25 protein-coding genes and 1 tRNA gene are annotated in these 20,095 nt (G+C 55.8%); 16 read left to right on the forward strand and 10 right to left on the reverse strand.

The annotated features are described in order from the left end of the window. Window positions 1–8: 8 nt before the first annotated feature. The 4 genes from ACR0MQ_RS05820 to ribD all read left to right on the forward strand — a co-directional run bounded on the left by ACR0MQ_RS05820 (window position 9) and on the right by ribD (window position 2,508). Window positions 9–404, forward strand: a complete 396-nt coding sequence (locus ACR0MQ_RS05820) for a hypothetical protein (protein ID WP_170472398.1) — start codon at window positions 9–11, stop codon at window positions 402–404. Window positions 405–410: 6 nt separating this feature from the next. After that, entirely contained in the window at window positions 411–821 is a 411-nt protein-coding gene (locus ACR0MQ_RS05825; protein ID WP_170773045.1) for a secondary thiamine-phosphate synthase enzyme YjbQ, read from the forward strand. 119 nt (window positions 822–940) lie between these two features. Then, complete coding sequence (gene nrdR, locus ACR0MQ_RS05830) at window positions 941–1,411, forward strand: transcriptional regulator NrdR (RefSeq protein ID WP_008756450.1); 471 nt, start codon at window positions 941–943, stop codon at window positions 1,409–1,411. After that, window positions 1,408–2,508 (forward strand): bifunctional diaminohydroxyphosphoribosylaminopyrimidine deaminase/5-amino-6-(5-phosphoribosylamino)uracil reductase RibD, encoded by a 1,101-nt coding sequence (ribD, locus tag ACR0MQ_RS05835; protein ID WP_480606602.1) that lies wholly within the window; start codon window positions 1,408–1,410, stop codon window positions 2,506–2,508. The genes nrdR and ribD overlap by 4 nt, the downstream gene beginning before the upstream one ends. Window positions 2,509–2,511: 3 nt before the next feature. Here ribD and ACR0MQ_RS05840 read toward each other — a convergent pair whose 3' ends face one another. From ACR0MQ_RS05840 to ACR0MQ_RS05850, 3 genes are all read right to left on the reverse strand, one after another. Next, complete coding sequence (locus tag ACR0MQ_RS05840) at window positions 2,512–4,509, reverse strand: capsular polysaccharide biosynthesis protein (RefSeq protein ID WP_480606605.1); 1,998 nt, start codon at window positions 4,507–4,509, stop codon at window positions 2,512–2,514. Between the two features lie 3 nt (window positions 4,510–4,512). Next, window positions 4,513–5,643 (reverse strand): polysaccharide biosynthesis/export family protein, encoded by a 1,131-nt coding sequence (locus tag ACR0MQ_RS05845; RefSeq protein ID WP_480606607.1) that lies wholly within the window; start codon window positions 5,641–5,643, stop codon window positions 4,513–4,515. Between the two features lie 80 nt (window positions 5,644–5,723). Next, window positions 5,724–7,022, reverse strand: a complete 1,299-nt coding sequence (locus ACR0MQ_RS05850) for a capsule biosynthesis protein (protein WP_480606609.1) — start codon at window positions 7,020–7,022, stop codon at window positions 5,724–5,726. 141 nt (window positions 7,023–7,163) lie between these two features. Here ACR0MQ_RS05850 and ACR0MQ_RS05855 point away from each other — a divergent pair, with 141 nt between their 5' ends. Continuing rightward, window positions 7,164–7,751 carry a riboflavin synthase gene (locus ACR0MQ_RS05855; RefSeq protein ID WP_170472388.1) on the forward strand — a complete coding sequence of 196 codons (588 nt, stop codon included), beginning with the start codon at window positions 7,164–7,166 and terminating at the stop codon, window positions 7,749–7,751. Window positions 7,752–7,754: 3 nt separating this feature from the next. Here the strand turns inward: ACR0MQ_RS05855 and ACR0MQ_RS05860 are convergent, their stop codons facing one another. Continuing rightward, window positions 7,755–8,738 carry a phosphatase PAP2 family protein gene (locus ACR0MQ_RS05860; protein ID WP_480606611.1) on the reverse strand — a complete coding sequence of 328 codons (984 nt, stop codon included), beginning with the start codon at window positions 8,736–8,738 and terminating at the stop codon, window positions 7,755–7,757. Window positions 8,739–9,136: 398 nt separating this feature from the next. Here ACR0MQ_RS05860 and ribB point away from each other — a divergent pair, with 398 nt between their 5' ends. Genes ribB through ACR0MQ_RS05880 form a run of 4 tightly spaced genes read left to right on the forward strand, consistent with a single transcriptional unit; the run spans window position 9,137 to window position 11,656 of the window. After that, complete coding sequence (ribB, locus tag ACR0MQ_RS05865; protein WP_480606614.1) at window positions 9,137–10,258, forward strand: 3,4-dihydroxy-2-butanone-4-phosphate synthase; 1,122 nt, start codon at window positions 9,137–9,139, stop codon at window positions 10,256–10,258. A 2-nt stretch (window positions 10,259–10,260) separates the two neighbouring features. Continuing rightward, window positions 10,261–10,812: a 6,7-dimethyl-8-ribityllumazine synthase gene (locus tag ACR0MQ_RS05870; protein ID WP_170472384.1), complete on the forward strand. Its 552-nt coding sequence runs from the start codon at window positions 10,261–10,263 to the stop codon at window positions 10,810–10,812. Continuing rightward, window positions 10,809–11,291, forward strand: coding sequence for a transcription antitermination factor NusB (gene nusB / locus ACR0MQ_RS05875; protein WP_010442006.1), 483 nt, complete (start codon window positions 10,809–10,811; stop codon window positions 11,289–11,291). The genes ACR0MQ_RS05870 and nusB overlap by 4 nt, the downstream gene beginning before the upstream one ends. Before the next feature lie 59 nt (window positions 11,292–11,350). Further along, window positions 11,351–11,656 carry a hypothetical protein gene (locus tag ACR0MQ_RS05880; RefSeq protein ID WP_170540768.1) on the forward strand — a complete coding sequence of 102 codons (306 nt, stop codon included), beginning with the start codon at window positions 11,351–11,353 and terminating at the stop codon, window positions 11,654–11,656. 215 nt (window positions 11,657–11,871) lie between these two features. On the opposite strand, the gene ACR0MQ_RS05885 is transcribed toward ACR0MQ_RS05880, so the two are convergent. Further along, the gene (locus ACR0MQ_RS05885) at window positions 11,872–12,297 is read right to left on the reverse strand and encodes an SRPBCC family protein (RefSeq protein WP_480606618.1); all 426 of its coding nucleotides are present in this window, start codon (window positions 12,295–12,297) and stop codon (window positions 11,872–11,874) included. Then, complete coding sequence (locus tag ACR0MQ_RS05890; RefSeq protein ID WP_170773055.1) at window positions 12,294–12,614, reverse strand: metalloregulator ArsR/SmtB family transcription factor; 321 nt, start codon at window positions 12,612–12,614, stop codon at window positions 12,294–12,296. Before ACR0MQ_RS05890 ends, ACR0MQ_RS05885 begins: the two co-directional genes overlap by 4 nt. A gap of 102 nt (window positions 12,615–12,716) precedes the next feature. Between ACR0MQ_RS05890 and ACR0MQ_RS05895 the strand changes: the two genes are divergently transcribed. After that, entirely contained in the window at window positions 12,717–13,148 is a 432-nt protein-coding gene (locus ACR0MQ_RS05895; RefSeq protein ID WP_029621999.1) for an MmcB family DNA repair protein, read from the forward strand. On the opposite strand, the gene ACR0MQ_RS05900 is transcribed toward ACR0MQ_RS05895, so the two are convergent. Next, the gene (locus ACR0MQ_RS05900) at window positions 13,145–13,333 is read right to left on the reverse strand and encodes a DUF6324 family protein (RefSeq protein ID WP_010442011.1); all 189 of its coding nucleotides are present in this window, start codon (window positions 13,331–13,333) and stop codon (window positions 13,145–13,147) included. The genes ACR0MQ_RS05895 and ACR0MQ_RS05900 overlap by 4 nt on opposite strands. A 78-nt stretch (window positions 13,334–13,411) precedes the next feature. Between ACR0MQ_RS05900 and ACR0MQ_RS05905 the strand changes: the two genes are divergently transcribed. The 6 genes from ACR0MQ_RS05905 (at window position 13,412) to ACR0MQ_RS05930 (ending at window position 17,524) form a co-directional block, all read left to right on the forward strand. Beyond that, the gene (locus ACR0MQ_RS05905) at window positions 13,412–13,894 is read left to right on the forward strand and encodes a GNAT family N-acetyltransferase (RefSeq protein ID WP_170773057.1); all 483 of its coding nucleotides are present in this window, start codon (window positions 13,412–13,414) and stop codon (window positions 13,892–13,894) included. Between the two features lie 47 nt (window positions 13,895–13,941). Then, window positions 13,942–14,018 (forward strand) — tRNA-His (locus tag ACR0MQ_RS05910). Between the two features lie 89 nt (window positions 14,019–14,107). Next, complete coding sequence (dusA, locus tag ACR0MQ_RS05915; protein ID WP_170776978.1) at window positions 14,108–15,127, forward strand: tRNA dihydrouridine(20/20a) synthase DusA; 1,020 nt, start codon at window positions 14,108–14,110, stop codon at window positions 15,125–15,127. 28 nt (window positions 15,128–15,155) lie between these two features. After that, the gene (locus tag ACR0MQ_RS05920; RefSeq protein WP_170773095.1) at window positions 15,156–15,980 is read left to right on the forward strand and encodes a sulfite exporter TauE/SafE family protein; all 825 of its coding nucleotides are present in this window, start codon (window positions 15,156–15,158) and stop codon (window positions 15,978–15,980) included. Continuing rightward, window positions 15,974–16,759 (forward strand): hypothetical protein, encoded by a 786-nt coding sequence (locus ACR0MQ_RS05925; protein ID WP_170776980.1) that lies wholly within the window; start codon window positions 15,974–15,976, stop codon window positions 16,757–16,759. Before ACR0MQ_RS05920 ends, ACR0MQ_RS05925 begins: the two co-directional genes overlap by 7 nt. 36 nt (window positions 16,760–16,795) lie before the next feature. Further along, entirely contained in the window at window positions 16,796–17,524 is a 729-nt protein-coding gene (locus ACR0MQ_RS05930; RefSeq protein WP_170540747.1) for a SpoIIAA family protein, read from the forward strand. Window positions 17,525–18,023: 499 nt separating this feature from the next. On the opposite strand, the gene ACR0MQ_RS05935 is transcribed toward ACR0MQ_RS05930, so the two are convergent. The 3 genes from ACR0MQ_RS05935 to ccmI are packed head-to-tail and all read right to left on the reverse strand — an operon-like array spanning window position 18,024 to window position 19,965. Then, complete coding sequence (locus ACR0MQ_RS05935; RefSeq protein WP_010442017.1) at window positions 18,024–18,257, reverse strand: DUF1289 domain-containing protein; 234 nt, start codon at window positions 18,255–18,257, stop codon at window positions 18,024–18,026. A 17-nt stretch (window positions 18,258–18,274) separates the two neighbouring features. Continuing rightward, the gene (gene ruvX, locus ACR0MQ_RS05940; protein WP_170540741.1) at window positions 18,275–18,739 is read right to left on the reverse strand and encodes a Holliday junction resolvase RuvX; all 465 of its coding nucleotides are present in this window, start codon (window positions 18,737–18,739) and stop codon (window positions 18,275–18,277) included. Further along, window positions 18,736–19,965 carry a c-type cytochrome biogenesis protein CcmI gene (gene ccmI / locus ACR0MQ_RS05945; RefSeq protein ID WP_480606623.1) on the reverse strand — a complete coding sequence of 410 codons (1,230 nt, stop codon included), beginning with the start codon at window positions 19,963–19,965 and terminating at the stop codon, window positions 18,736–18,738. The genes ruvX and ccmI overlap by 4 nt, the downstream gene beginning before the upstream one ends. Window positions 19,966–20,095: the final 130 nt, after the last annotated feature.

Consider the following 20,095-nt stretch of genomic DNA (forward strand, 5'->3'; position numbering starts at 1 on the left):
TGACGAGGATGAAACAGATATTATCAGTTACGTTGGGCGCACTTATGTTGCTCGGTTCTCCGGCAATGACCAGCGCGGCACCAAACGGATATCAAACCGAAGCGATCAGCAATACGGAATTCGAAGTCATCCCAAGGGCGCGCAGAGATGTCGATGGATATTGGTGTGCTGCGGCGGATTTCGCACGACGGTCTTTAGGTGCGGGGTGGCAACAGCGTATTTATGTCCTGCGCGGCTACGGGCCAAGCGTGACGACCGGCCGAAAGACGGCGGTGCAGTTTTCGCTCAAGCCTCCTGCAAATGTAGACCAGCAAGGCAGTATATCGGCTGGCTTCAAAGCCGGCGACAGTATGTCTGTGCAAGGTGCAAATGGCCGGTGCAGTCGTCGCATTAACTTTAGGTGATCTGCGGTGCAGACCGAATTCTCGATCTCAACGCAGGGTGCGGGGCTCTATGAGTTCACCGCCCCTGTGCGCGATTGGCTGAGGCCGGTATCAGATGGCCTGCTGACCCTCTTCGTGCGGCACACCTCTTGTTCTTTGCTGATTCAGGAAAACGCTGATCCCGAAGTGCTGACCGATTTACATGCCTTTTATGACCGGCTTGTGCCGCCTTCCGACCATCCTTCGATGGCTTATCTGCGCCATACATATGAGGGGCCGGATGACATGCCAGCTCATATCAAGGCTGCGATGATGCCGGTTTCGTTGTCGATCCCGGTGAGGGGTGGGGCGCCTCTGCTGGGCACATGGCAGGGGATTTACGTGTTTGAACATCGCAATGCACCGCATATGAGAAAGGTCGCTGCACACTTTGCGTGACGCTTTATATTGGGGTGGAAAATTCCGACTACCCAAACCCTAGCGGCTGCCCTATAGTTGTGGATAAGTAAGCCGCAGCGCTTACAAGAGAGGCCGAACTAGGGACGAGGAGACGGCGGATGCGCTGCCCGTTTTGCGGAAATATCGATACTCAGGTTAAAGATTCACGCCCGGCTGAGGATCACGTAGCGATCCGCCGACGCCGGTTTTGTCCGGCCTGCGGCGGACGGTTTACGACTTATGAGCGTGTACAGTTGCGCGATCTGGTCGTGATCAAGACCAATGGAAAACGAGAAGATTTCGACCGCGACAAACTTGAGCGTTCAATCCGCATATCGATGCAGAAGCGGCCGATTGATCCAGAGCGGATCGATCAGATGATTTCGGGTATCGTTCGCCGATTGGAAAGCATGGGTGAAACCGATATCCCATCGAACAAAATCGGTGAGATTGTCATGGAAGCGCTGGCCCGGATTGATACGGTCGCATATGTTCGTTTTGCGAGTGTGTACAAGAATTTCCAGGCGGCCGACGATTTCGAGGAGTTTGTCCACGAGTTGCGCCCGCCGCAACCTTCGACGGACGAGTGAACGAAGCAGATAAGCGATTTATGGCGCTTGCCTTGTCTTTGGGGCGGCGCGGCCAGGGCACGTGTTGGCCGAACCCGTCCGTCGGGTGCGTGATCGTGCGCGATGGGCGTATTGTCGGACGCGGCTGGACGCAGCCCGGAGGCCGGCCGCATGCCGAACCCATCGCACTTGCCCAAGCAGGCGAGGCGGCACAAGGGGCGACAGCGTATGTCTCTCTTGAACCCTGCTCGCATCACGGAAAAACGCCACCCTGTGCCGAAGCATTGATCGAGGCTGGAATTGCACGTGTTGTCTCGGCAATCGAAGACAGTGACCCGCGTGTGGCTGGACAAGGGTTCACCTTGCTTCGTGAAGCTGGGATTGATGTCGTTACCGGGGTTCTGGCCGAACAGGCTGCACGGGATCACGCGGGGTTCTTTCTGAAAACCGAGCAAGGTCGACCGTTTGTAACACTGAAACTGGCCAGCAGCTTTGATGGTCGGATTGCCACTGAAACCGGGCACAGCCAGTGGATCACCGGCCCCAATGCACGCCGTGCAGTGCACGCCATGCGGGCCCGCCATGATGCGGTCATGGTCGGCGCGGGAACGGCGCGGGCTGATGATCCGTCGCTGACGGTTCGCGATTTAGGCGTAGAACGCCAGCCGGTCCGCGTGGTGGTGTCTCGGCATCTGGACTTGCCTTTGATGGGGCATCTCGCGCGGACCGCGTCCAAAATTCCGGTCTGGCTCTGCCATGGTCCTCATCCGGATCCTGATCGCGCCCGCGCCTGGGAGGGGCTTGGTGCGCGACTGATCCCATGCGCATTGGACGATCATCACGTTGAAGCCGCTGATCTGCTGCACCAGCTCGGGCAAGCGGGGCTGACCCGCGTCTTTTGTGAAGGCGGATCAGCTTTGGCTGCGTCTTTGCTAGAAAGTGATCTGGTCGATGAGCTGGTTGGTTTCACCGCCGGGCTTACGATCGGAGCCGAAGGTCTTTCGGCGATCGGAGCCTTAGGGTTGGATACTTTGGAAACCGCACCCCGGTTCGATCTGATCGAAACGCAGGTTGTTGGCGGTGATATCCTGCACCGTTGGGCGCGCGTCACGCATTAGGCCTTAGCGCCACCAACGCGCATGCGTTGCCATCATTCCTTGTAGTTTGGACAGAAGGCGGTTTATAGGTCCTGTCGCCGTTGGTGCCCCGTGCGCAAGCCGTTCAACCGCGATCTCGACTGGGCAAGCCTGTCCAGTCACGGGATCAAAGTATCGCGGGTAGTCGATCAGGGTTGCGTGTACCAAGCCCATCAATGAAGGCTGCGCGCCGCGACGAGCAGGCACAGCCCCCAAATCTGTCGTCAACCCCCACCCAGCATAGAATGGCGCGCCTAGCGTCGTGACCTTGACGCCGCGCAGCAAAGCTTCGAACCCCAGCAGCGAGGTCATAGTCCAAACCTCGTCTACCTGAGTCATCAGGGTGGCGGGGTCGGTGCGCTTGACCACTATGTCAGCCAAATCTGATTCGATTTTGCCCTCTCGCAATCCGGCTTCGACATCCGGGTGAGGTTTGTAAATCAGAACAGCATCAGGATTGGCCTTGCGCGTTACACGCAGCAGATCGAGGTTGTTGCGAATATTGCTTGTACCCAGTCTGATCGAGGCGTCATCTTCTACCTGCCCCGGCACCAGAATGCGATGGCCTTTTGGCAGGTCCGGGGCAGGATGACCGACGTTGTACTTGCTCAGGCCCTCAGAGAGCAACTGGGCTATCAGCCGTTCTGATCGAAGCCTCTGGTCCGGTCGCAGCGTCTCTCGCGCGGTGATCCATTCCTCTAGCCGGCTGGGGTGGGTCGGGTCGTAGTAAATACCGATATCATCGGTCACAAGCGAAAGCGGTGGCACCAATTCCGCACCCAATCCACGCGAGCGTAGAAAGCCATCCTCGACGCGTGTTGCGCTCAAAGTATCACGCGCTTGGCTCGCCCAGGCCATATGGGGATGTGCGGTATCTTTTGGCTGCTCGGATGTAAAACGCAGCTTACCGTGTTGACCGAAAATGCGCTGCAGGCGCCGCCGCTTCCACACCCGCATACCCGATGCAGTCCAACCTTTGTGATCCTGTCTCCAAGCGCGGGTCTGCGCCTCGAGTGTATCGATCACGGTTTCCAATTCGCACAAGCAGTCTTGATAGGGGTCGTACCAGCGCGGATACAGGATCATTGTTGCTGCAAAAAGCTGCGCCCGCGTGAGGTTGCGTTGTCGACGGGGGAGGGGGATGTCGTCCTGTGTCAGCCCCCACCCTGAGTAAAACGGTTGCCCGAATACGCGGGGTTTATGTCCGGCCAGAATGGCCTCAAATCCCATCTGTGACGACAGAGTATAAACACCGATAGCGCCTTCCAATAGTGACCAAGGGCTTATGGGGCGGTCCAGAATGGACACGCGGTCATTCAGATCTTGATCAGAAAAGTATCCTTTCCGATGACCTGCTGTCGTTTCGGGATGGCTTTTGATGATGACGCGCGCGCCTGGGTTTTCCTCTTGTGCGATGACCAGTATCTCGCGGAACCGCGCATAGTCGCCGTGGCTCGCAGTAACTGCTGCATCTCCCTGGATTTGATCAATTACCAGAACGTAGCCGGGTTCAGGGGGTGGTTGATCAAGATCGTAGGCTGAGTATTTGCTGAGGTGCAATTCGCGTAGGCGCGCAACCGCGCCACGCGCGCGATCCAGCAGGGCAGTGTCATCCAGCGGATGTGTCGTAAGCAGGGTTTCCAGATCGGATGGCGTAGTAGGATCAAAATGTAGACCTGCACGGTCAAGCAGCAATCCCAGCGGGGCCTCGCCGCTGCGTCCGGGTTGCAGAGATCTCAGGAACGCATCTTCGATCCGTAAGATGGGCACATCGCGTTTCCGCGCTATGGTCAAGCCGCGATGAGCAGTTGGGCTGTTGCCCCAGACCCCAACAAGATCTTCGTGTTGGGGCAGACCAAGCCGAATGTCATACCCGGACAAAGACAGGACCCGGCGCACACGCCGTTGTGTCAGTAAACCACCGTTGTAAACAAATAGCCGGGAGCGTTCGCCCCCGGCCATGCTCTCCAGTTCAGGAAACATCCACTAGTTTCCTGTAAGTGTCGCTACATTCGCAAATGGTGTCAGACCTCCGGCGATCAACGAGATTGATTTGCTCCACTGTGCATATGGGGCCTCGGTGACATAGATCGTGTCATCGTCGCGGATCACAAAATCACGTGCAACAAACAAGCCGTTGGGCGCGGTCAAGTTCAACAGGTAGATCATGCGTTGATCACCCGTCAGCTCGGGGCGCCCCATAACGCTACGTGCAATGTCCTGCCGTTCGTCGCGCAGAATGAATATCCCGGTCGGATCTGACGACAGCGATTGAAGGCCCCCAACTTGTGCCAGAGCTTCGAGAGCCGATAAATCCTGACTTTCGAACGCCACGCGGGACTGCCCAGTCGAACCCAGTGCAATATACGAGCGGCTATCCTGTTCAACCAGAATGCGATCACCGCCGCGCAGGGCGATGTCGGTTTCCGGATTGCGGAAAAGATCGTTGTACCAGATCGTTCCCTTTTGATTTCCGCGGATCACGGTAACCAAAGCTATATCCGATGCAACTGCGACGCCTCCCGCTTGTGCGAGCATGGTCGACAAGGTTCCTGTCGGGCGCTCGATCGGGTAAATACCCGGTGCACCGATGGTCCCGGTCAAAGAAACAGTCGACCCATTGCCCGGCGTGCGCGTAACCTGAACCTGTGGGTCCGGCGTTTGCTCTTCCAGTTTGCTGGAAATCAGGGTGCGCAATTGCTCCGGAGTATTGCCCGCCGCACGCAGCCGACCAGCGTAGGGAACGAAAATATATCCGTCATTGTCGACTTGAACCTGATCCAGATTGGTCGCACCACCAGCTTCTGAAGTCAGCAACCCGTCGTCGACATTCTCCCAGATGCTAAGATTTAAAACATCGCCGGGACGCACAGTATCAGACGCAATGCTTTGGGCGCTGCGAAAAGATTGTGAGAACCCGTATTGCGGAACAGCGGAGGCGGCACGTGCCACGCGGTCGTCGACCTCGACAACAAAGGCGTTGCCGCCGTTTTCGACAGAACCGGCCAGGATTTCTGTTTTGTTCGGTCCAGATTTCGGAAGCTGACACGCTGCCAGCAAACCAAGGGCCACCACAAAGGAAGCCCCCCGTATCCATCGGGTGGGAAAACGCTGCACTGCCGATTTACCTCAGTCGTCTTTGTTTTGGGCAGGTTACCCGTTTCAATGCCAAACATCCAGCAACGGGTTGATTCAAGTTACTTAACAAGATGCAACTGTGGCGTTGCGGCCTCGTTGTCTTCCAGTGCCGACTGATATGGCCCCTGTTTCATAAGCATCATATCTGCGGCACGGCGCAATAATTGTCGACGTCCTTTTCGGGAATAGAAGCCACCCGGAATCTGACTGGTATTGAGAAGAAATTGTCGATAGTCCCGGTAGGCTTTGCTGTCCGGAGCATCGGGGTCAGCAAAAAAAGCCTCGATTGGCTGCCGGGAAACAAACTGTGGCTTGTCATATACCGACCGTCCGAAACTGCGCAGTGGAATGCCGCGCCACAGGGCTTGTTGGCCTGCAGTTGAATTCACGGTTACTGCTGATCTCGCTTCATCGAGAAGTTTTGCCAACTTACCACCTGGCACATAGTGAATTCGATCAGTGATATCGAGTTTTTCGGCCATGCGCTGGGCCATGTGCCGAAGTGGTTCACGATGGTTTTCCAGCGGATGCTCTTTGATGACGAGGTGGTGATGCGCAGGGGCACCCTTGGCAAAACCGTCAATCACTTGGCTGAGAAACTCACTCATGCAGGAATAATCCGAATGGGATTGCACCGAGCTGTCATGACCCAGTTGCAACAGGACAAGGTGATAGGGAAAGCCCCCCCGCCTGACCCGAGTTGTCGCCCATTTTCGTTGTAATCTGTGGAATGGCATCAGTGCCAGTCGCTTAAAATACAACTGAAACTCTTTGGCGACTGGTAGCTCGCGGTGAGGCTGGAAATTTCGATAGCGCCGGTTCATGAGCATCACGAACCAATGGTAAAGCGCGCCGTAGAAAATGTGCTGGCGCATATCCCCCCAATGCGAGGGCGGCGGAGGGGTTTGACCCTCAGACTGCGCCAATGCCGTCTGCATCTCTTCCACATCAAGCTCCATCAAACGCGAGTTTCCGTTCGAGCCGTTGCGCTCATACGTCACCCACCAGGGGCGCAGATATCCCTCTTCGAAAACATGGATAGTAATGCCGCGTGATTTCGCAATTCGAACCGCATTTGCATGGATAGGCCGGGTATCACCATAGAGTACGATATCAGTGACACCATTGAGTGTAACTATGTCGGTGAATGTAGCTGGCCAATCGTCGGGATTCCCCAGATAGGGAATAAAGCTGGTCGTGTCGCTCCAAAACGCCTGATCGCCCGCGTTGAACCCAACACGGATGACTTTGGCTCCGGCTGCGCGCAGCATACCACCTAGTGCATTGAAGAATGGACCATGGGGACCTTGCAGGAACAGGAACACACGCCGGTCAGGGCAGGTGGTTGAAGATGCCATATAGTCTGCTCGCAAGGTATATTCGTGGAACGTTTGGATGAAATTATGCCTCTTTGTTGGATTCTGGGCAAGGCAGGGCTTGTCCGTCGGGCTGGGTGCCTTTACCTCGATTATTGAAATTAGGCTCTTGGGGTTGATGAAATGTTTACAGGGATCGTCACCGATATTGGCACTGTTGCCGAACTTGACCAGCAGGGTGACCTACGGGCAAGGATCAGGACCAGCTATGACACAGCAGGGATCGATATGGGTGCTTCGATCGCAAGCGATGGTGTGTGTCTGACCGTTATCGCGCTGGGGGACGACTGGTACGATGTTCAGATCAGCGCCGAAACGGTTTCGAAGACCAATTTGGATCACTGGCAGGTCGGCACGCAGGTAAATCTGGAGCGCGCCTTGAAAGTCGGGGATGAACTGGGGGGGCATATCGTCTCGGGCCATGTTGATGGCGTAGCCGAAGTGATTGCGGTAGCTGACGAGGGCGATAGCACGCGTGTGACTTTGCGCGCACCCGTTGATCTTGCTCGGTTTATCGCGCCAAAAGGATCGGTAGCGCTGAACGGCACGTCTTTGACGGTCAACGATGTTGAGGGATGTGACTTCGGTATCAACTTCATCCCGCATACCAAAGAGGTCACCACATGGGGTGATGTCGCGGTCGGTGACAAGGTGAATCTTGAGATCGATACTTTGGCCAGATACGTGGCCCGTCTGGCCGAGATGTCCTGAACCTCAGGTTCCCGGCCCGAACCGTGCCGTGAGCCTTTTGGCCAGCCACCAGAAGAAAAGGACCAACAGGATCGAAGCATATCCATCAATGGCGTAATGCCACGCAAGATGTACCGATCCCAACAGGATGACAAAGGTAAACACTGTCAGCCCCCAGCCTAGCCACCGCGAATAAGTGAACCCATACAACGCCAGGAGCGCGCTTGAAGCGACATGCATACTGGGCATCGCTGAGATACCCCGTGCGAGCCCCGAATTTTGAAAGCCATCCAGCAGCGTGCTTTGCACTTTCAGCGCCCAGACTGGGCTGATTTCATGTGATTGGCGCAGCAATTCCATCTGCGGAACGAAATCTGTGCCCAGATTGAAGGGTTCATAGTAAACAGGACCGACAGATGCAAAGACCGTCGCGATCACGTTTCCCCCGACAAACCAGCACAGCACAAAGGCGACCAGGAATACCGTGCTACGAATTGGATCCCGGCGATCCAGGCAGGCCACGCAGACGGCGATATAAAGCATCGGAAACCAGATATGATAGGCCGCATTCAAAGCTGTTGTAATCACTGGCGACCCAAGGACGGGCCTTAGCAAAGTCCAGGGATCGACGCCGCCGTGTAGGAACCTGTCCCATTGCGCAAACTGTGTGTCCCAAAGAGAGGGATTCAACGAGTGAATTTCGTTCTTCAAAAATGTGTAGGTTATGATCAGAGCAACGATGCTGACGAAGCAGATCAAAACGTCGGGTGCTTTTTCGACGTCTGTCAGTTTGGTTCGCAGGTCTTGCAACATCCAATGAATTGGCTTTTTCGGTTTGACCACAAAAATCGCAACACCAAGCCTCCAGAGGATGAAATTTGCGAACATAAAGCAAAGCAGACGGAGCGATATTCCTAAAAGGATGGGGGTCGAGGAATCCCAAAATGACCGGCCCACATAGAGGCTGACGGCGATGGCGCATGCGATTTGCAGCGCAACCAGTGACAATAACAGCCTGTTACGCCAAAGGGAATTTATCAGAACTGCATTAGAAGCAGGGAGATAGGCGGTCTTGGACACTGGGCTCGATATCTCGACACACTAGGGAATTGTTGAGTTTTAGGTGCCTTTGATATCGGGCATTCCGAGGGCTTGATTGCGGCAATTTGTGGACAAAGCCCACATTTGCCCCTCAAAGGTTCAGAAAATGGCAACAATATCCGCGTATCGAAACAGGCATATATACACCCGCAGTGGCCAGTTTTTACGCCCGTTTTAGATTGAATTACTTGTTGCACATTCCAATGCCAAGGGCGGATCGCACAAACCCGAGCGCATACGGGCTGGTCATTGACGCGCACGTGGTCTATTTCGCCAGCAAACCTGCCATGCGAAAGGCTTACCCCATGAGCTTTGAAACCCCCGGACCGGTTGAGGCCCAGTTGCGCGAGGCGATTAGCCCGATCGAGGACATCATCGAAGAGGCCCGCAAAGGCCGGATGTACATTCTTGTCGATCACGAAGATCGCGAGAATGAGGGCGACCTCGTAATTGCTGCAGAATTTGCCGACGCGAATGCCATCAACTTCATGGCCACCCATGGGCGCGGGCTGATTTGTCTGCCCATGACAGCAGAACGGATTGATCATCTTGGGCTGCCGATGATGGCTGTTAACAATTCATCACGTCACGAGACGGCGTTCACCGTTTCGATTGAGGCGCGCGAGGGAGTTTCCACTGGTATTTCCGCCGCTGACCGCGCGCTGACCGTCGCGACCGCGATCAACGAGCAAAACACGATGGCACATATTGCGACACCGGGCCATGTGTTCCCGTTGCGTGCCAAGCGCGGTGGGGTGCTTGTGCGCGCGGGTCATACCGAGGCGGCAGTGGATATCTCGCGTCTGGCCGGGTTGAAGCCAGCGGGAGTGATCTGTGAGATCATGAACCCCGACGGCACCATGGCGCGCCTGCCTGATTTGGTAGAGTTCGCCAAAGAGCATGAGATGAAGATTGGGACAATCAGCGACCTTATCAGCTATCGCTCGCGCAATGATAATTTGGTCGTCGAAACCTCGCGTGAGACGGTGACCTCGGAATACGGTGGCGACTGGGAGATGCGGATTTTTACCGATCAGACCCATGGCATCGAACATGTTGTCATGATCAAGGGTGATATCACTACGCCCGAGCCGGTGCTGACTCGGACCCATGCTTTGCATGAAGCACCGGATATTCTGGGGCTCGGCCCGAAATCCTCGCGCGAGCTGCCTCGCGCGATGGAGAAGATCGCCGCAGAGGGGCGCGGCGTCGTTTGCCTTTTCCGCCAGCCCCGCAATTCTCTCTATGCTGCCGAAGATGAAGGTCCGCGGACTATCAAGCAAACCGGCCTGGGTGCGCAGATTCTATCCAAGATGGGTGTTCAGGAACTGGTGTTGCTGACTGATTCACCCGAAACTGTATATCTGGGGCTCGACGCCTTTGGGCTGTCCATTGTCGGAACCCGCTCGATCCTCAAGGAAGACTGAAAATGGCTGAACAAGACAAACATGGTATCCTGCCGACGCCGACATTCGATAAACCGGTGAAGTTGCTAATTGTGGCGGCTCCTTTCTATCGCGCAATTGCCGACAACCTGATTGCAGGTGCCAAAGCCGAGATCGAGGCGGCTGGCGGTACCTGCGAGGTTGTCGAAGTTCCCGGCGCGTTGGAAATTCCGACTGCTATCGCCATGGCCGACCGTCAGTGCAATTTTGACGGCTATGTCGCGCTGGGCTGTGTCATTCGCGGCGAGACCACTCATTATGAAACAGTCTGCAACGACTCGAGCCGTGCTATCCAGCTGATGGGCCTGCAGGGCCTGTGCATCGGCAATGGCATTCTGACGGTCGAGAATGACGATCAGGCCGAAGTTCGCGCAAACCCTGAAAAGATGAATAAAGGCGGCGGAGCCGCCGCTGCGGCCTTGCATCTGATCGCGCTCAGCCGTAAGTGGGGCTCTTCCAAAAAGGGCGTGGGCTTTAAGCCGCCGTCCGAGTCCATCCTTGTGGCGGGCGACAGCAACGGATCCACAACCGCATGACCAAGACAGACGCGCCGAAACCGGCCAACCAGAAACGCCTAATGAAATCCGCCGCACGCCTCTATGCCGTGCAGGCGTTATTCCAGATGGAGCAATCGGGTCAGACGACTGAAGCAGTCGTAACCGAGTTTCTGGATCACCGTTTTGGCGCCGTCTATGAAGGCGAAGAAATGCTGGATGGCGATATCAGCGTCTTCCGCAAACTGGTGGATGACGCCGTGAACTATCAGGCGCCGATCGACCAAATGACGGATCGCGCGCTGGTGGCGAAATGGCCCATAGCTCGCATCGATCCGACCCTGCGCGCCCTGTTTCGAGCCGCCGGAGCGGAGCTGACCCAAAGCAACACACCGCCCAAAGTCGTCATCACTGAATTTGTCGACGTGGCCCGTGCATTCTTCCCCGAAGGTAAAGAACCCAAATTCGTCAACGCTGTGCTGGATCACATGGCGCGCGAAGCCCAACCCGAGGCGTTCTGACGCCTTTACCCGGAACAGATTTGCGCTAGCCTAAAAGGCAGAGCGCAAGGAGGTTCACCATGCCCAAACTGGTCCGACTGTATATCACTCAAGTTGCATGGGGCTTTGCCATCTCGGCTGTTTTTGTCGGGGTGCTTCTGGCGATGAACGTTGCCAACCTGCGCCACCTGATTACAGGGTCAGAGATCGGACTGATCGCATTGGTGATGATCTGGTTTATGAACGGGATCGTATTTGCAGGGGTTCAGTTCGCCTACAAGATCATGAGCATGGCAGAAAAACCCCAGGGGCCGCGCGGCGGATCAGCTGTTGCCCACAATTTCCGACCTGCAGTCGTCAAACAGGAAGTGCGATCAGATCATTGATCTGAAAGGGAAAATGTGGCGGGACCACCAGCCAACCGTGGGGCTTTGATTCCCGAGGACCTGTGTATACAGGTGGGCGCCAGGTAATCAGGCCAGGACCTGAACAGAGCCAGCTCCCTCGGAATTGCTTAAGGCCACCGGAATGCTGCCGTGCACGAGAAGGGCAGAACCCGCCAAGCGCTTAAGTAGGGCGTGAAGCGGGTTCGCACAAGGGGTTATGCATCAACAGTTTCGTGCAGTGCTGTGCGCATCTTACCGAAATGTTCGTCCCAGCCGTTGTCCAGTGCAAGGATCAGGCCAAAGGCGTCGACCCCTTGTGGTAGCCCTTCGTGCAACAAGCCAAGGCGTGTACCGCCCGGGACCGGTTCCAAGGTCCATTTGACCACGCTCACGGTGTTACCCATCGGCTTGACGGTAAATGTGTATTCCAGATATTCTGGGCGGCGCGCCTCACGCACTTCACCCCAGATCAGAAGATCACCGCTGGTCGTCCCGAACATCTCAAGCTTTTTACCCGCTGCCAAAGGTTGTTCGGGTTTGTGGAACCATTCTGCCAGACGGTCAGGTTCGGTTAGGTAAGCCCAAACAGTTTCGGGCTCGGCCCGCAAGAATATGGTCTTTTGCAATACGGCATTGGTCACTTTTTATTCCTCTCTATCGCTTCTTTTAAGTTCGAAAGCCGGTCGTCCCAGAACCGATCAAAATAGCTGAGCCAGTCCAGAACAGGGGCCATCCCCTTGGGTTCAAGCCGATTAATGCGTTCACGGCCCTTTGCTTCGACCGTAATCAGACCTCCATCTGACAGAACAGTCAGGTGTTTTTTGACCGCCGCCCGTGTCATGTCGAAGCATTCGGTGAGTTGTGCGATCGTCATGTCCTTGGCCGCCAACATCTGCACAATGTCCCGACGGGTAGGGTCAGCAAGCGCCCGGAAGGCGTTTTGAATCTTCGGGTCCATGGGACACTCCATATGATACCATTAGGTACCATATTAATGAGATACCAAATGGTATCATGTCAAGAGCTTGATTTTTGTTCGCTAATTGTTCACATTTTAGGTATGACACTCGATCTACAACCTGGACAAAAACTGGCACGCGGTGTTTCGCGACATTTGTTAACCCATGGCTATGTTTCAATTGAGGAATTTGTACCGGCACGGGGTCTGCGCGTCGATGTGATGGGCTTGGGCCCAAAGGGCGAGCTGTGGGTGATCGAGTGCAAATCCAGTCGGGCTGACTATCAGTCAGACTCTAAGTGGCAGGGCTATCTGGAATGGTGTGATCGATTCTTTTGGGCGGTAGATACTGACTTTCCGACCGATTTGCTGCCTGAAGACACAGGGTTGATTATTGCAGACGCATATGATGCCGAGATCATCCGAATGAGCCCGGAAAGCAAAGTGGCTCCGGCGCGAAGAAAGAAGATGATCCAGAAATTTGCTGTAGACGCAGCCCGCAGGCTGCATACGCTGCGTGATCCGCGACTTTAACTGCTGACTGCCCGCGCTGCCTGAGCAGCGGCGCGGATTTCCTCGGCGATTTCTTCGGCCTCTTCCGGGTCAAAATCCATCGGAATCTCAATACCGGAGCCTTCAATAAACAGACGCACCATACCCTGATCGGTGGGGCCGATCTGCAGGTTCGCTTCGATTTCGCGTTCGGTGTTGATGCCCATTTGTGCCTCCGGGAATTCAGCCTTGGTGCTAGCGTGCAACGGGTTGAGAATCAAGCGGGCTATAGGGTCAGATAGGGAATGGATGACATCAACCTTAGACCCTTTCGTCCAGATGACACCGCGTGGCTGGTGGAACGTCACGGTACGCTGTATGGCCGCGATGAGGGGTTCGACGAGACTTTCTCCCCTCTGGTGGCGCGAATTCTTGAGGATTTTATTGCCAATAGTAACTCGGAACGCGAATGCGGTTGGATTGCCGAGCGCGCAGGTGAGCGACTTGGAAGTATATTCTGTGTCACGCAGGACGATCACACTGCCAAGCTGCGCTTGTTTTTGCTGGTGCCCGAAGCTCGCGGGCTGGGGCTTGGCAAGCGTCTTTTGACCACCTGCATGGGCTTTGCGCGCAGCGCGGGATATCGTGAAATGGCGCTTTGGACTCATGAAAGCCACGCTGCGGCCTGCGGGCTTTACCGTTCGTTTGGATGGCAGCTTACAGACAGCAAGCCGGTACATTCTTTTGGGGTCGATCTGGTGGAACAAAGCTGGCGAATTCGGCTTTAATCCCCTTGCAATCCTCGTACGCCTTCGCTAAATCGCCCCTCACGAGTGCCGCCTTAGCTCAGTTGGTTAGAGCGCTGGATTGTGGATCCAGAGGTCCCCTGTTCAAGCCAGGGAGGCGGTACCATTTCCCCGGGCTTGCATCGATTGCCGAATAAGGTCTCGGGGGTGATCCGGCGCTTGCAATAAACCGCATTTTAGAGGTGTAGTTGAGACATGCCGGACGCTAAGTTTTCAGAAACCCGCATTGCCGCCCGCCTTTCTGTCGCCCCTATGATGGACTGGACGGATCGTCACTGTCGGTATCTGCATCGCCTGCTGAGTTCGCGAACGCTGTTGTACACCGAAATGGTGACGGCACCCGCTTTGGTTCGGGGCGGGGCGTTGCATTTGCTTGAATACAGCCCCCAGGAACACCCAATCGCGCTTCAGTTGGGTGGGGCCGATCCAAGCGAGTTGGCACTGGCCGCCAAGTTGGGGGCCGAGGCTGGGTATGATGAGATCAATCTGAATTGTGGCTGCCCGTCCGACCGTGTGCAATCGGGCACGTTTGGCGCCGTTTTGATGCGCGAACCTGTGCGTGTTGCGGAATGTGTTGCGGCAATGCGTGAGGTCGCGGAGGCTGAAGTAACTGTAAAGTGCCGGATCGGGGTTGATGAGCAAGACCCTCAAAAGGTGCTGCCCGTTTTCCTTGAGCAAATCAAAGCGGCGGGATGTGAGCGTGTCACAATTCACGCTCGAAAGGCATGGCTGCAAGGGCTAAGCCCTAAGGAAAATAGGGATATCCCTCCGCTTGACTACGATCTGGTTCATCAGATGAAGGCAGATTTTCCTGACCTTCACATTTCGATCAACGGCGGAATTACATCGCTGGCACAAGCGCAGGAGCAACTGGACGCAGGGCTTGATGGCGTCATGATCGGGCGCGCAGCCTATCATCAGCCAACGGATATTCTGGCCGGAGCAGATCCGCTGATTTTTGGAATCGGCCAGATTGCAGATCCGATGGACGTGGTTCAAAAAATGTTGCCCTATGTCGAAGCCCATCTTGCCGGTGGTGGGCGATTGCACCAGATCACACGTCATATGCTGGGTCTGTTCTCAGGACGTCCGGGTGCGCGGGGGTGGCGACGGATGCTATCTGAGGGCGCAGTGCGCGAAAATGCAGGGCCTGAGGTGATCCTGCGGGCTCTGGATTCGATAGTGTCGAATGCATCGGTAGAACAGGCGGTTTGACACGGCCCTTGGCTGATTTGGAGGGATGATGCCGGATACGATGTTGCTAGCCCAGATGCTGGGGCTATTGCTTGTAATTGGCGCCTTCGCAGGGGTTTTGGCCGGGTTGTTGGGCGTTGGGGGCGGTATCGTGCTTGTGCCTGCTTTCTTCTATGCGTTTCAAACACTTGGATATGGCGGCCCACAGTTGATGCAATTGTGTCTGGCAACTTCGCTGGCGACTATAATAGTGACCTCCGTCCGTTCGGTGCTGAGCCACAACAAAAAAGGTGCGGTTGATTGGGATATTTTGCGCAGTTGGGGGCCGGGTATTGCAGCTGGTGCGGTTATCGGCGTTCTGGTGGCTTCGGCGCTGAGAACAGAGTTATTGCAGGCGCTATTCGGTATTCTTGGCATGGTCATCGGAGCCTATCTGGGACTGGGTAAATCCGAATGGAGACTGGGGGACGCGATGCCCAAAGGTATGCGCCGTGCCGCCTTGTCCCCCTCGGTCGGATTTCTATCGGTTTTAATGGGGATCGGCGGGGGCAGCTTTGGTGTCCCGCTCATGAGCCTCTACAACACCCCGATCCATCGCGCAGTTGCGACCGCCGCTGGATTTGGCGTGATCATCGCAGTGCCATCGGTGCTGGGCTTTCTGTTTCTTAACATCGCACCTGAGCATCGCCCGCCTCTGACCATTGGAGCGGTCAATCTTGTGGCTTTCAGTATCGTTGTGGCCATGACCATGATCACTGCGCCATGGGGCGTAAAGCTTGCTCATGCGATGGACCCGAAACCGCTTAGACGCGTATTTGCGGTGTTCCTTACGCTCGTGGCGTTGAATATGCTGCGCAAGGCACTGGGATGGTAGACGCCTTTTACAATCGCGGTTGGGTCAGGTTTTCTCATGATGCAGCACTCGCCCAGTGGGTGGCGCAGGTTTTGCCTGCGGCCCGCAAGGCGATCGACGATCCGCTACATTCTATCTGGCATGATTGCGAGGGGACTTGGTTCATCGGTGTGGACGCGCTGGAAAACGACGCGCAGGGCAGGGTGGAAGGGTCGCCTGCGTTGTCCGGCACGGCAATAGAATTTGCGTATCGACAATTCGGGGTGATCGACCTGCATAAGGCGCAGGTATCGGTCATTTATCCTGGGTATCCTCAGCCCCGCCGGGGTGAAAGTGAAGCCGCCGCACGATATCGCGCCAATCGCGATGCTGCGCATGTGGATGGATTGAAGCCATCGGGACCAGACCGGCGACGGCACGTGGATGAACCGCATGCCTGGATATTGGGCATTCCGCTGACAGAAGCGTCTTGTGATGCCTCACCCATGGTGGTTTGGGATGGTAGCCATAAAATACTTGGCGCAGCGTTCCGCAACGCGCTGAAAGATGTCTCTTCGGGCGAATTGGCCAACACTGATATCACGGATACCTATCAGGCTGCCCGATTGGAGGTGTTTCAAAACTGTCGGCGGATTGAACTGCCTGCACGGCCGGGTGAGGCCTATCTGTTGCATCGTCACTGTCTGCATGGTGTTGCCCCATGGGGCGCTAATGCGAATGCCGGGCCTGATGGACGGATGATCGCCTATTTCCGTCCCGAGTTGCCGGGCGGTGTGGCACAATGGCTGGAAACTCCGTAACCTCCTGCCATTATTTGGCTTTGGAGGATGATTTAGATGATTACAGTTCATACAAACTCTGATGGTGCACTGATCGAAGTGGAGCTTTCAGGCGAGGTGACAAGCGCGGATTACGCCGCCACATTGGTGCCCGCAATCGAGGCGGCGCTTGAGGATCACGATTCGGTTCGCCTGCTGGCGATTGCAACTCCCGAGTTCAAAGGATACGACCTCGGCGCGGCATGGTCCGATACCAAGCTGGGGCTCAGTCATTGGCGTGGTTTTGATCGGATCGGGGTTGTCGCCGATCAAGGTTGGGTTCAGACAAGTATCCGATTGGCCGCCCCCATACTTCCGTGCCCTGTGCAGGTTTTTGGGATGGATGAAGTGGAAGAGGCGCGCCGCTGGATGCGTGAGTCTCTCGGGGCGATCCATGTGACCGATCTTGGTGGGTCGTGTGTTCAGATTAGTCTGATGGGCAAGCTTGATTCTGAAGAATACGGTCAGGCGCAATCCGACCTGGATGCAATGTTACGTGAGCGCGACGGATTTCGTCTCCTGATCGACCTGCGCGAATTTGATGGCTGGCAAGGGCTTACTGCGATGGCGGCGCATTTTCGGTTGGCCGCTGGTCATATCGGTATGTTGGACCGTGCAGCGATTGTTGGCGATAAGAGCTGGCAAAAGATGGCGCAACGCATGGCCAGTCACGTATTGGGGACCCGGACACAGTATTTTCCTGCAGAAGAGTTCGAAAATGCGAAAACCTGGCTTGCGGCAGGGTAAGCTTGCTCAAGTAATAGCTATTGGAAACAATGCCTTGACCGGCGCCAAATTGATCTTTTTCAAGGTGACGTTACGGAATGCAGGCTATCGAGTACGTTTTTATTGACTGGCTGGTCAAAAAATTAAAGTGTGCGTTTTATCTTTCACACGTTGCGAGGGAAGGGTGAAAACTGTTTCGCGCCGCTGTGGGCTGCCACTCACTCGACCTTCGGTCTCCGGGCTCTTCTACCCCCTCAGAGTTCGGGTCTGAACCACAGCGGCGCGGCTATTTTTTTGATCTGGCCCTAAGATGAAACTCCGCTCAGTTTTGAACCGAATTTTGATTTGGGAAAGGTCGGATCGACCTCGAGTCAGCAGCGTCCCAGACGAAGCGCGCAAAAACTTGAAACAAGCGGCAAATCGGGCTGAATTGGTCGAATTGTTCAGCGCAGAATTACTAGACCGAAATGTGCTCCAAGAATTACCACCAACTCAGAAAGCTAAATTCTGACATATAGCTTTATGAATTGCCCAAACGTGCGGCACGCCCGCCACGACGCCTGGCCAGACGCGGTTTGCGTTCGGGAAGGTCTTGCATAATCTCGGCCCGTTCGCTGCTATTCATTTTGGACCAGCGCGAGATCTCGTCAATTGTACGATAGCAACCAGTGCAGATACGCTCGGTCGGGTGAACGACGCAGATCTGGATGCAAGGGCTTTCGACCTCGTCCCGTTTCCAAACCATATTCGTCATTGGCGATATCCGATCCGTCAAAGAAAGCGCAGTCTGTCCAGCGCCCCTTGCAGGATATAGCCGGCGGCGACGTGATCGATAACCTGTCCGCGACGTTTTCGTGTCGTATCCGCCTCCAACAGTGCTTTTTCTGCCGCAACCGTGCTAAGCCGTTCGTCCCAGAACCCGATGGGCAGCTCGGTTAAACGTGCCAGATTACGGGCAAATGCACGCGTGGACTGACATCTTGGTCCCTCGCTGCCGTCCATGTTGCGGGGCAGCCCTAAGACAATACCGCCAATCTCGCGGTCGGTCACGATCTCGATCAAACGCGCGGAATCCAGCGTGAATTTCTTACGACGAACGGTTTCAAGCGGAGTCGCAACGCCACGCATTCGGTCGGACACCGCAACCCCAATGGTTTTCTCGCCCAAATCCAGACCCATGAGGGCCGACATCGGTGAAAGGGCGGCGGCGAATTCCTCGAAGGCATCGTGGATCATTGTGCGATACCAGCCTGAACTGATGCAGCGTCGATCATTTGCAACGCCTGATCGTTACCCGCGAAAACTGCAACAGCCTCGTCACGAATTTTTATCGCCTGCGCCGCTTCGCCCAATACGCCTAAGGCTGCGATCAGTCGCGCCCATTCCTCGGGCGATCCACCTTCGCTGGCCAGCCGTTCAGAAAGCCGATCCACCATTCCTCGTATCATGTCCTGACGTTCTTCGGGCGATAGCTCGGCGGCAGCGTCCATATCTTCCTGGCTGGGACCTGGTGCCGCTGGCGTTGCAGACAGATCCGGCGCGTTGAATACCCCGGCGCGAAACGCCAAATCGTCGATCTGGGCACGAATGGCGTCTGCCCAAGGCGCACCTGCAGGTGCGTCGCGCAATGTGTCCACCCAAACCCGATAGGCCATATCTGGTCGTCCGGTCTGCGCCAGCATTTGTCCCCAATAATATCGCGCAGGACCCAATCTTGGATTTCGCTCGAGCGCGTATCGCAATGCCTCCTCCGCTTCGGGAGAGACATAACCACCAGCGGCCAGAATCATCATCTCGGCCTGATCGGAGTAAGCTTGTGCCGGTGCGTTTTCACCCGACAGCTCGATTACACGCGTCTGCGCCTCATAACCTGCTTTAAAGTTTCCGGCATTGGTCTCATGCTGCGCTAACAGAGTTTGCCCTTGCAGATCATCCGGTCGTACGGCCACTGTTTCGCGCAATCGATTCAGAAGGTTTTCGTAACTTTCGTCCAGTGGCGGTGCTTGCACCGGCGTTGCCAATTCCTCGGCTTCTGCCTGGCCTGGCCGGTTCTCGCGCAGTTCTTCTGCCATTTCCATCCGCGCCGAAAGTGGCATATCTGGAAATCCGGCCGCACCCAGTTGGCGATACATTGCCAGCGCTCCACCAATCAGCATGGCCGCCATGACGACGAAGGCCACGACGGTGACTGTTGGTGATGGTCCTGTACTTTCAGCCTCGCCGCGCATCTGCGCATCAGTCGCCAAGATTCGGCGAGCGATTTCCGTGCGCACGCGTTCGGCATCGGCTTTTGCGATTACCCCGCGCGCCAAGTCTCGATCAACGCTTGTCAGCTGCTCGCGATAGACCCGCAGGTCATAGGCGGCGGTAGGGCCAGTGCCGCGACGACCGCGCAGCATGGTGTAACCCAAAAAAACGGCGATGAGCAGTGCAATTAGGAAGATGAGAACCCAAAACGACATGGTCCCTCCAAAATGGTTGCCCTGACTTAGACCTGTCTGCGCATGGAAAAAAGGGACAAATGGCCGCTAGGGGCGGTCATGTCGCAATAGTGCATTATTGCGACGTTGTGCGGCAGGGCTAATATGTCAA

This window comes from Ruegeria sp. AN6 (assembly GCF_056540425.1).

Bases quoted from the DNA above. Each gene is read 5' to 3' on its own strand.
- ACR0MQ_RS05820 (WP_170472398.1), top strand. From the start codon at position 9: ATGAAACAGATATTATCAGTTACGTTGGGCGCACTTATGTTGCTCGGT.
- nrdR (WP_008756450.1), top strand. From the start codon at position 941: ATGCGCTGCCCGTTTTGCGGAAATATCGATACTCAGGTTAAAGATTCA.
- ACR0MQ_RS05840 (WP_480606605.1), bottom strand. From the start codon at position 4,509: ATGTTTCCTGAACTGGAGAGCATGGCCGGGGGCGAACGCTCCCGGCTA.
- ACR0MQ_RS05850 (WP_480606609.1), bottom strand. From the start codon at position 7,022: ATGGCATCTTCAACCACCTGCCCTGACCGGCGTGTGTTCCTGTTCCTG.
- ACR0MQ_RS05855 (WP_170472388.1), top strand. From the start codon at position 7,164: ATGTTTACAGGGATCGTCACCGATATTGGCACTGTTGCCGAACTTGAC.
- ribB (WP_480606614.1), top strand. From the start codon at position 9,137: ATGAGCTTTGAAACCCCCGGACCGGTTGAGGCCCAGTTGCGCGAGGCG.
- ACR0MQ_RS05870 (WP_170472384.1), top strand. From the start codon at position 10,261: ATGGCTGAACAAGACAAACATGGTATCCTGCCGACGCCGACATTCGAT.
- nusB (WP_010442006.1), top strand. From the start codon at position 10,809: ATGACCAAGACAGACGCGCCGAAACCGGCCAACCAGAAACGCCTAATG.
- ACR0MQ_RS05880 (WP_170540768.1), top strand. From the start codon at position 11,351: ATGCCCAAACTGGTCCGACTGTATATCACTCAAGTTGCATGGGGCTTT.
- ACR0MQ_RS05890 (WP_170773055.1), bottom strand. From the start codon at position 12,614: ATGGACCCGAAGATTCAAAACGCCTTCCGGGCGCTTGCTGACCCTACC.
- ACR0MQ_RS05895 (WP_029621999.1), top strand. From the start codon at position 12,717: ATGACACTCGATCTACAACCTGGACAAAAACTGGCACGCGGTGTTTCG.
- ACR0MQ_RS05900 (WP_010442011.1), bottom strand. From the start codon at position 13,333: ATGGGCATCAACACCGAACGCGAAATCGAAGCGAACCTGCAGATCGGC.
- ACR0MQ_RS05905 (WP_170773057.1), top strand. From the start codon at position 13,412: ATGGATGACATCAACCTTAGACCCTTTCGTCCAGATGACACCGCGTGG.
- dusA (WP_170776978.1), top strand. From the start codon at position 14,108: ATGCCGGACGCTAAGTTTTCAGAAACCCGCATTGCCGCCCGCCTTTCT.
- ACR0MQ_RS05920 (WP_170773095.1), top strand. From the start codon at position 15,156: ATGCCGGATACGATGTTGCTAGCCCAGATGCTGGGGCTATTGCTTGTA.
- ACR0MQ_RS05925 (WP_170776980.1), top strand. From the start codon at position 15,974: ATGGTAGACGCCTTTTACAATCGCGGTTGGGTCAGGTTTTCTCATGAT.
- ACR0MQ_RS05930 (WP_170540747.1), top strand. From the start codon at position 16,796: ATGATTACAGTTCATACAAACTCTGATGGTGCACTGATCGAAGTGGAG.
- ACR0MQ_RS05935 (WP_010442017.1), bottom strand. From the start codon at position 18,257: ATGACGAATATGGTTTGGAAACGGGACGAGGTCGAAAGCCCTTGCATC.
- ruvX (WP_170540741.1), bottom strand. From the start codon at position 18,739: ATGATCCACGATGCCTTCGAGGAATTCGCCGCCGCCCTTTCACCGATG.
- ccmI (WP_480606623.1), bottom strand. From the start codon at position 19,965: ATGTCGTTTTGGGTTCTCATCTTCCTAATTGCACTGCTCATCGCCGTT.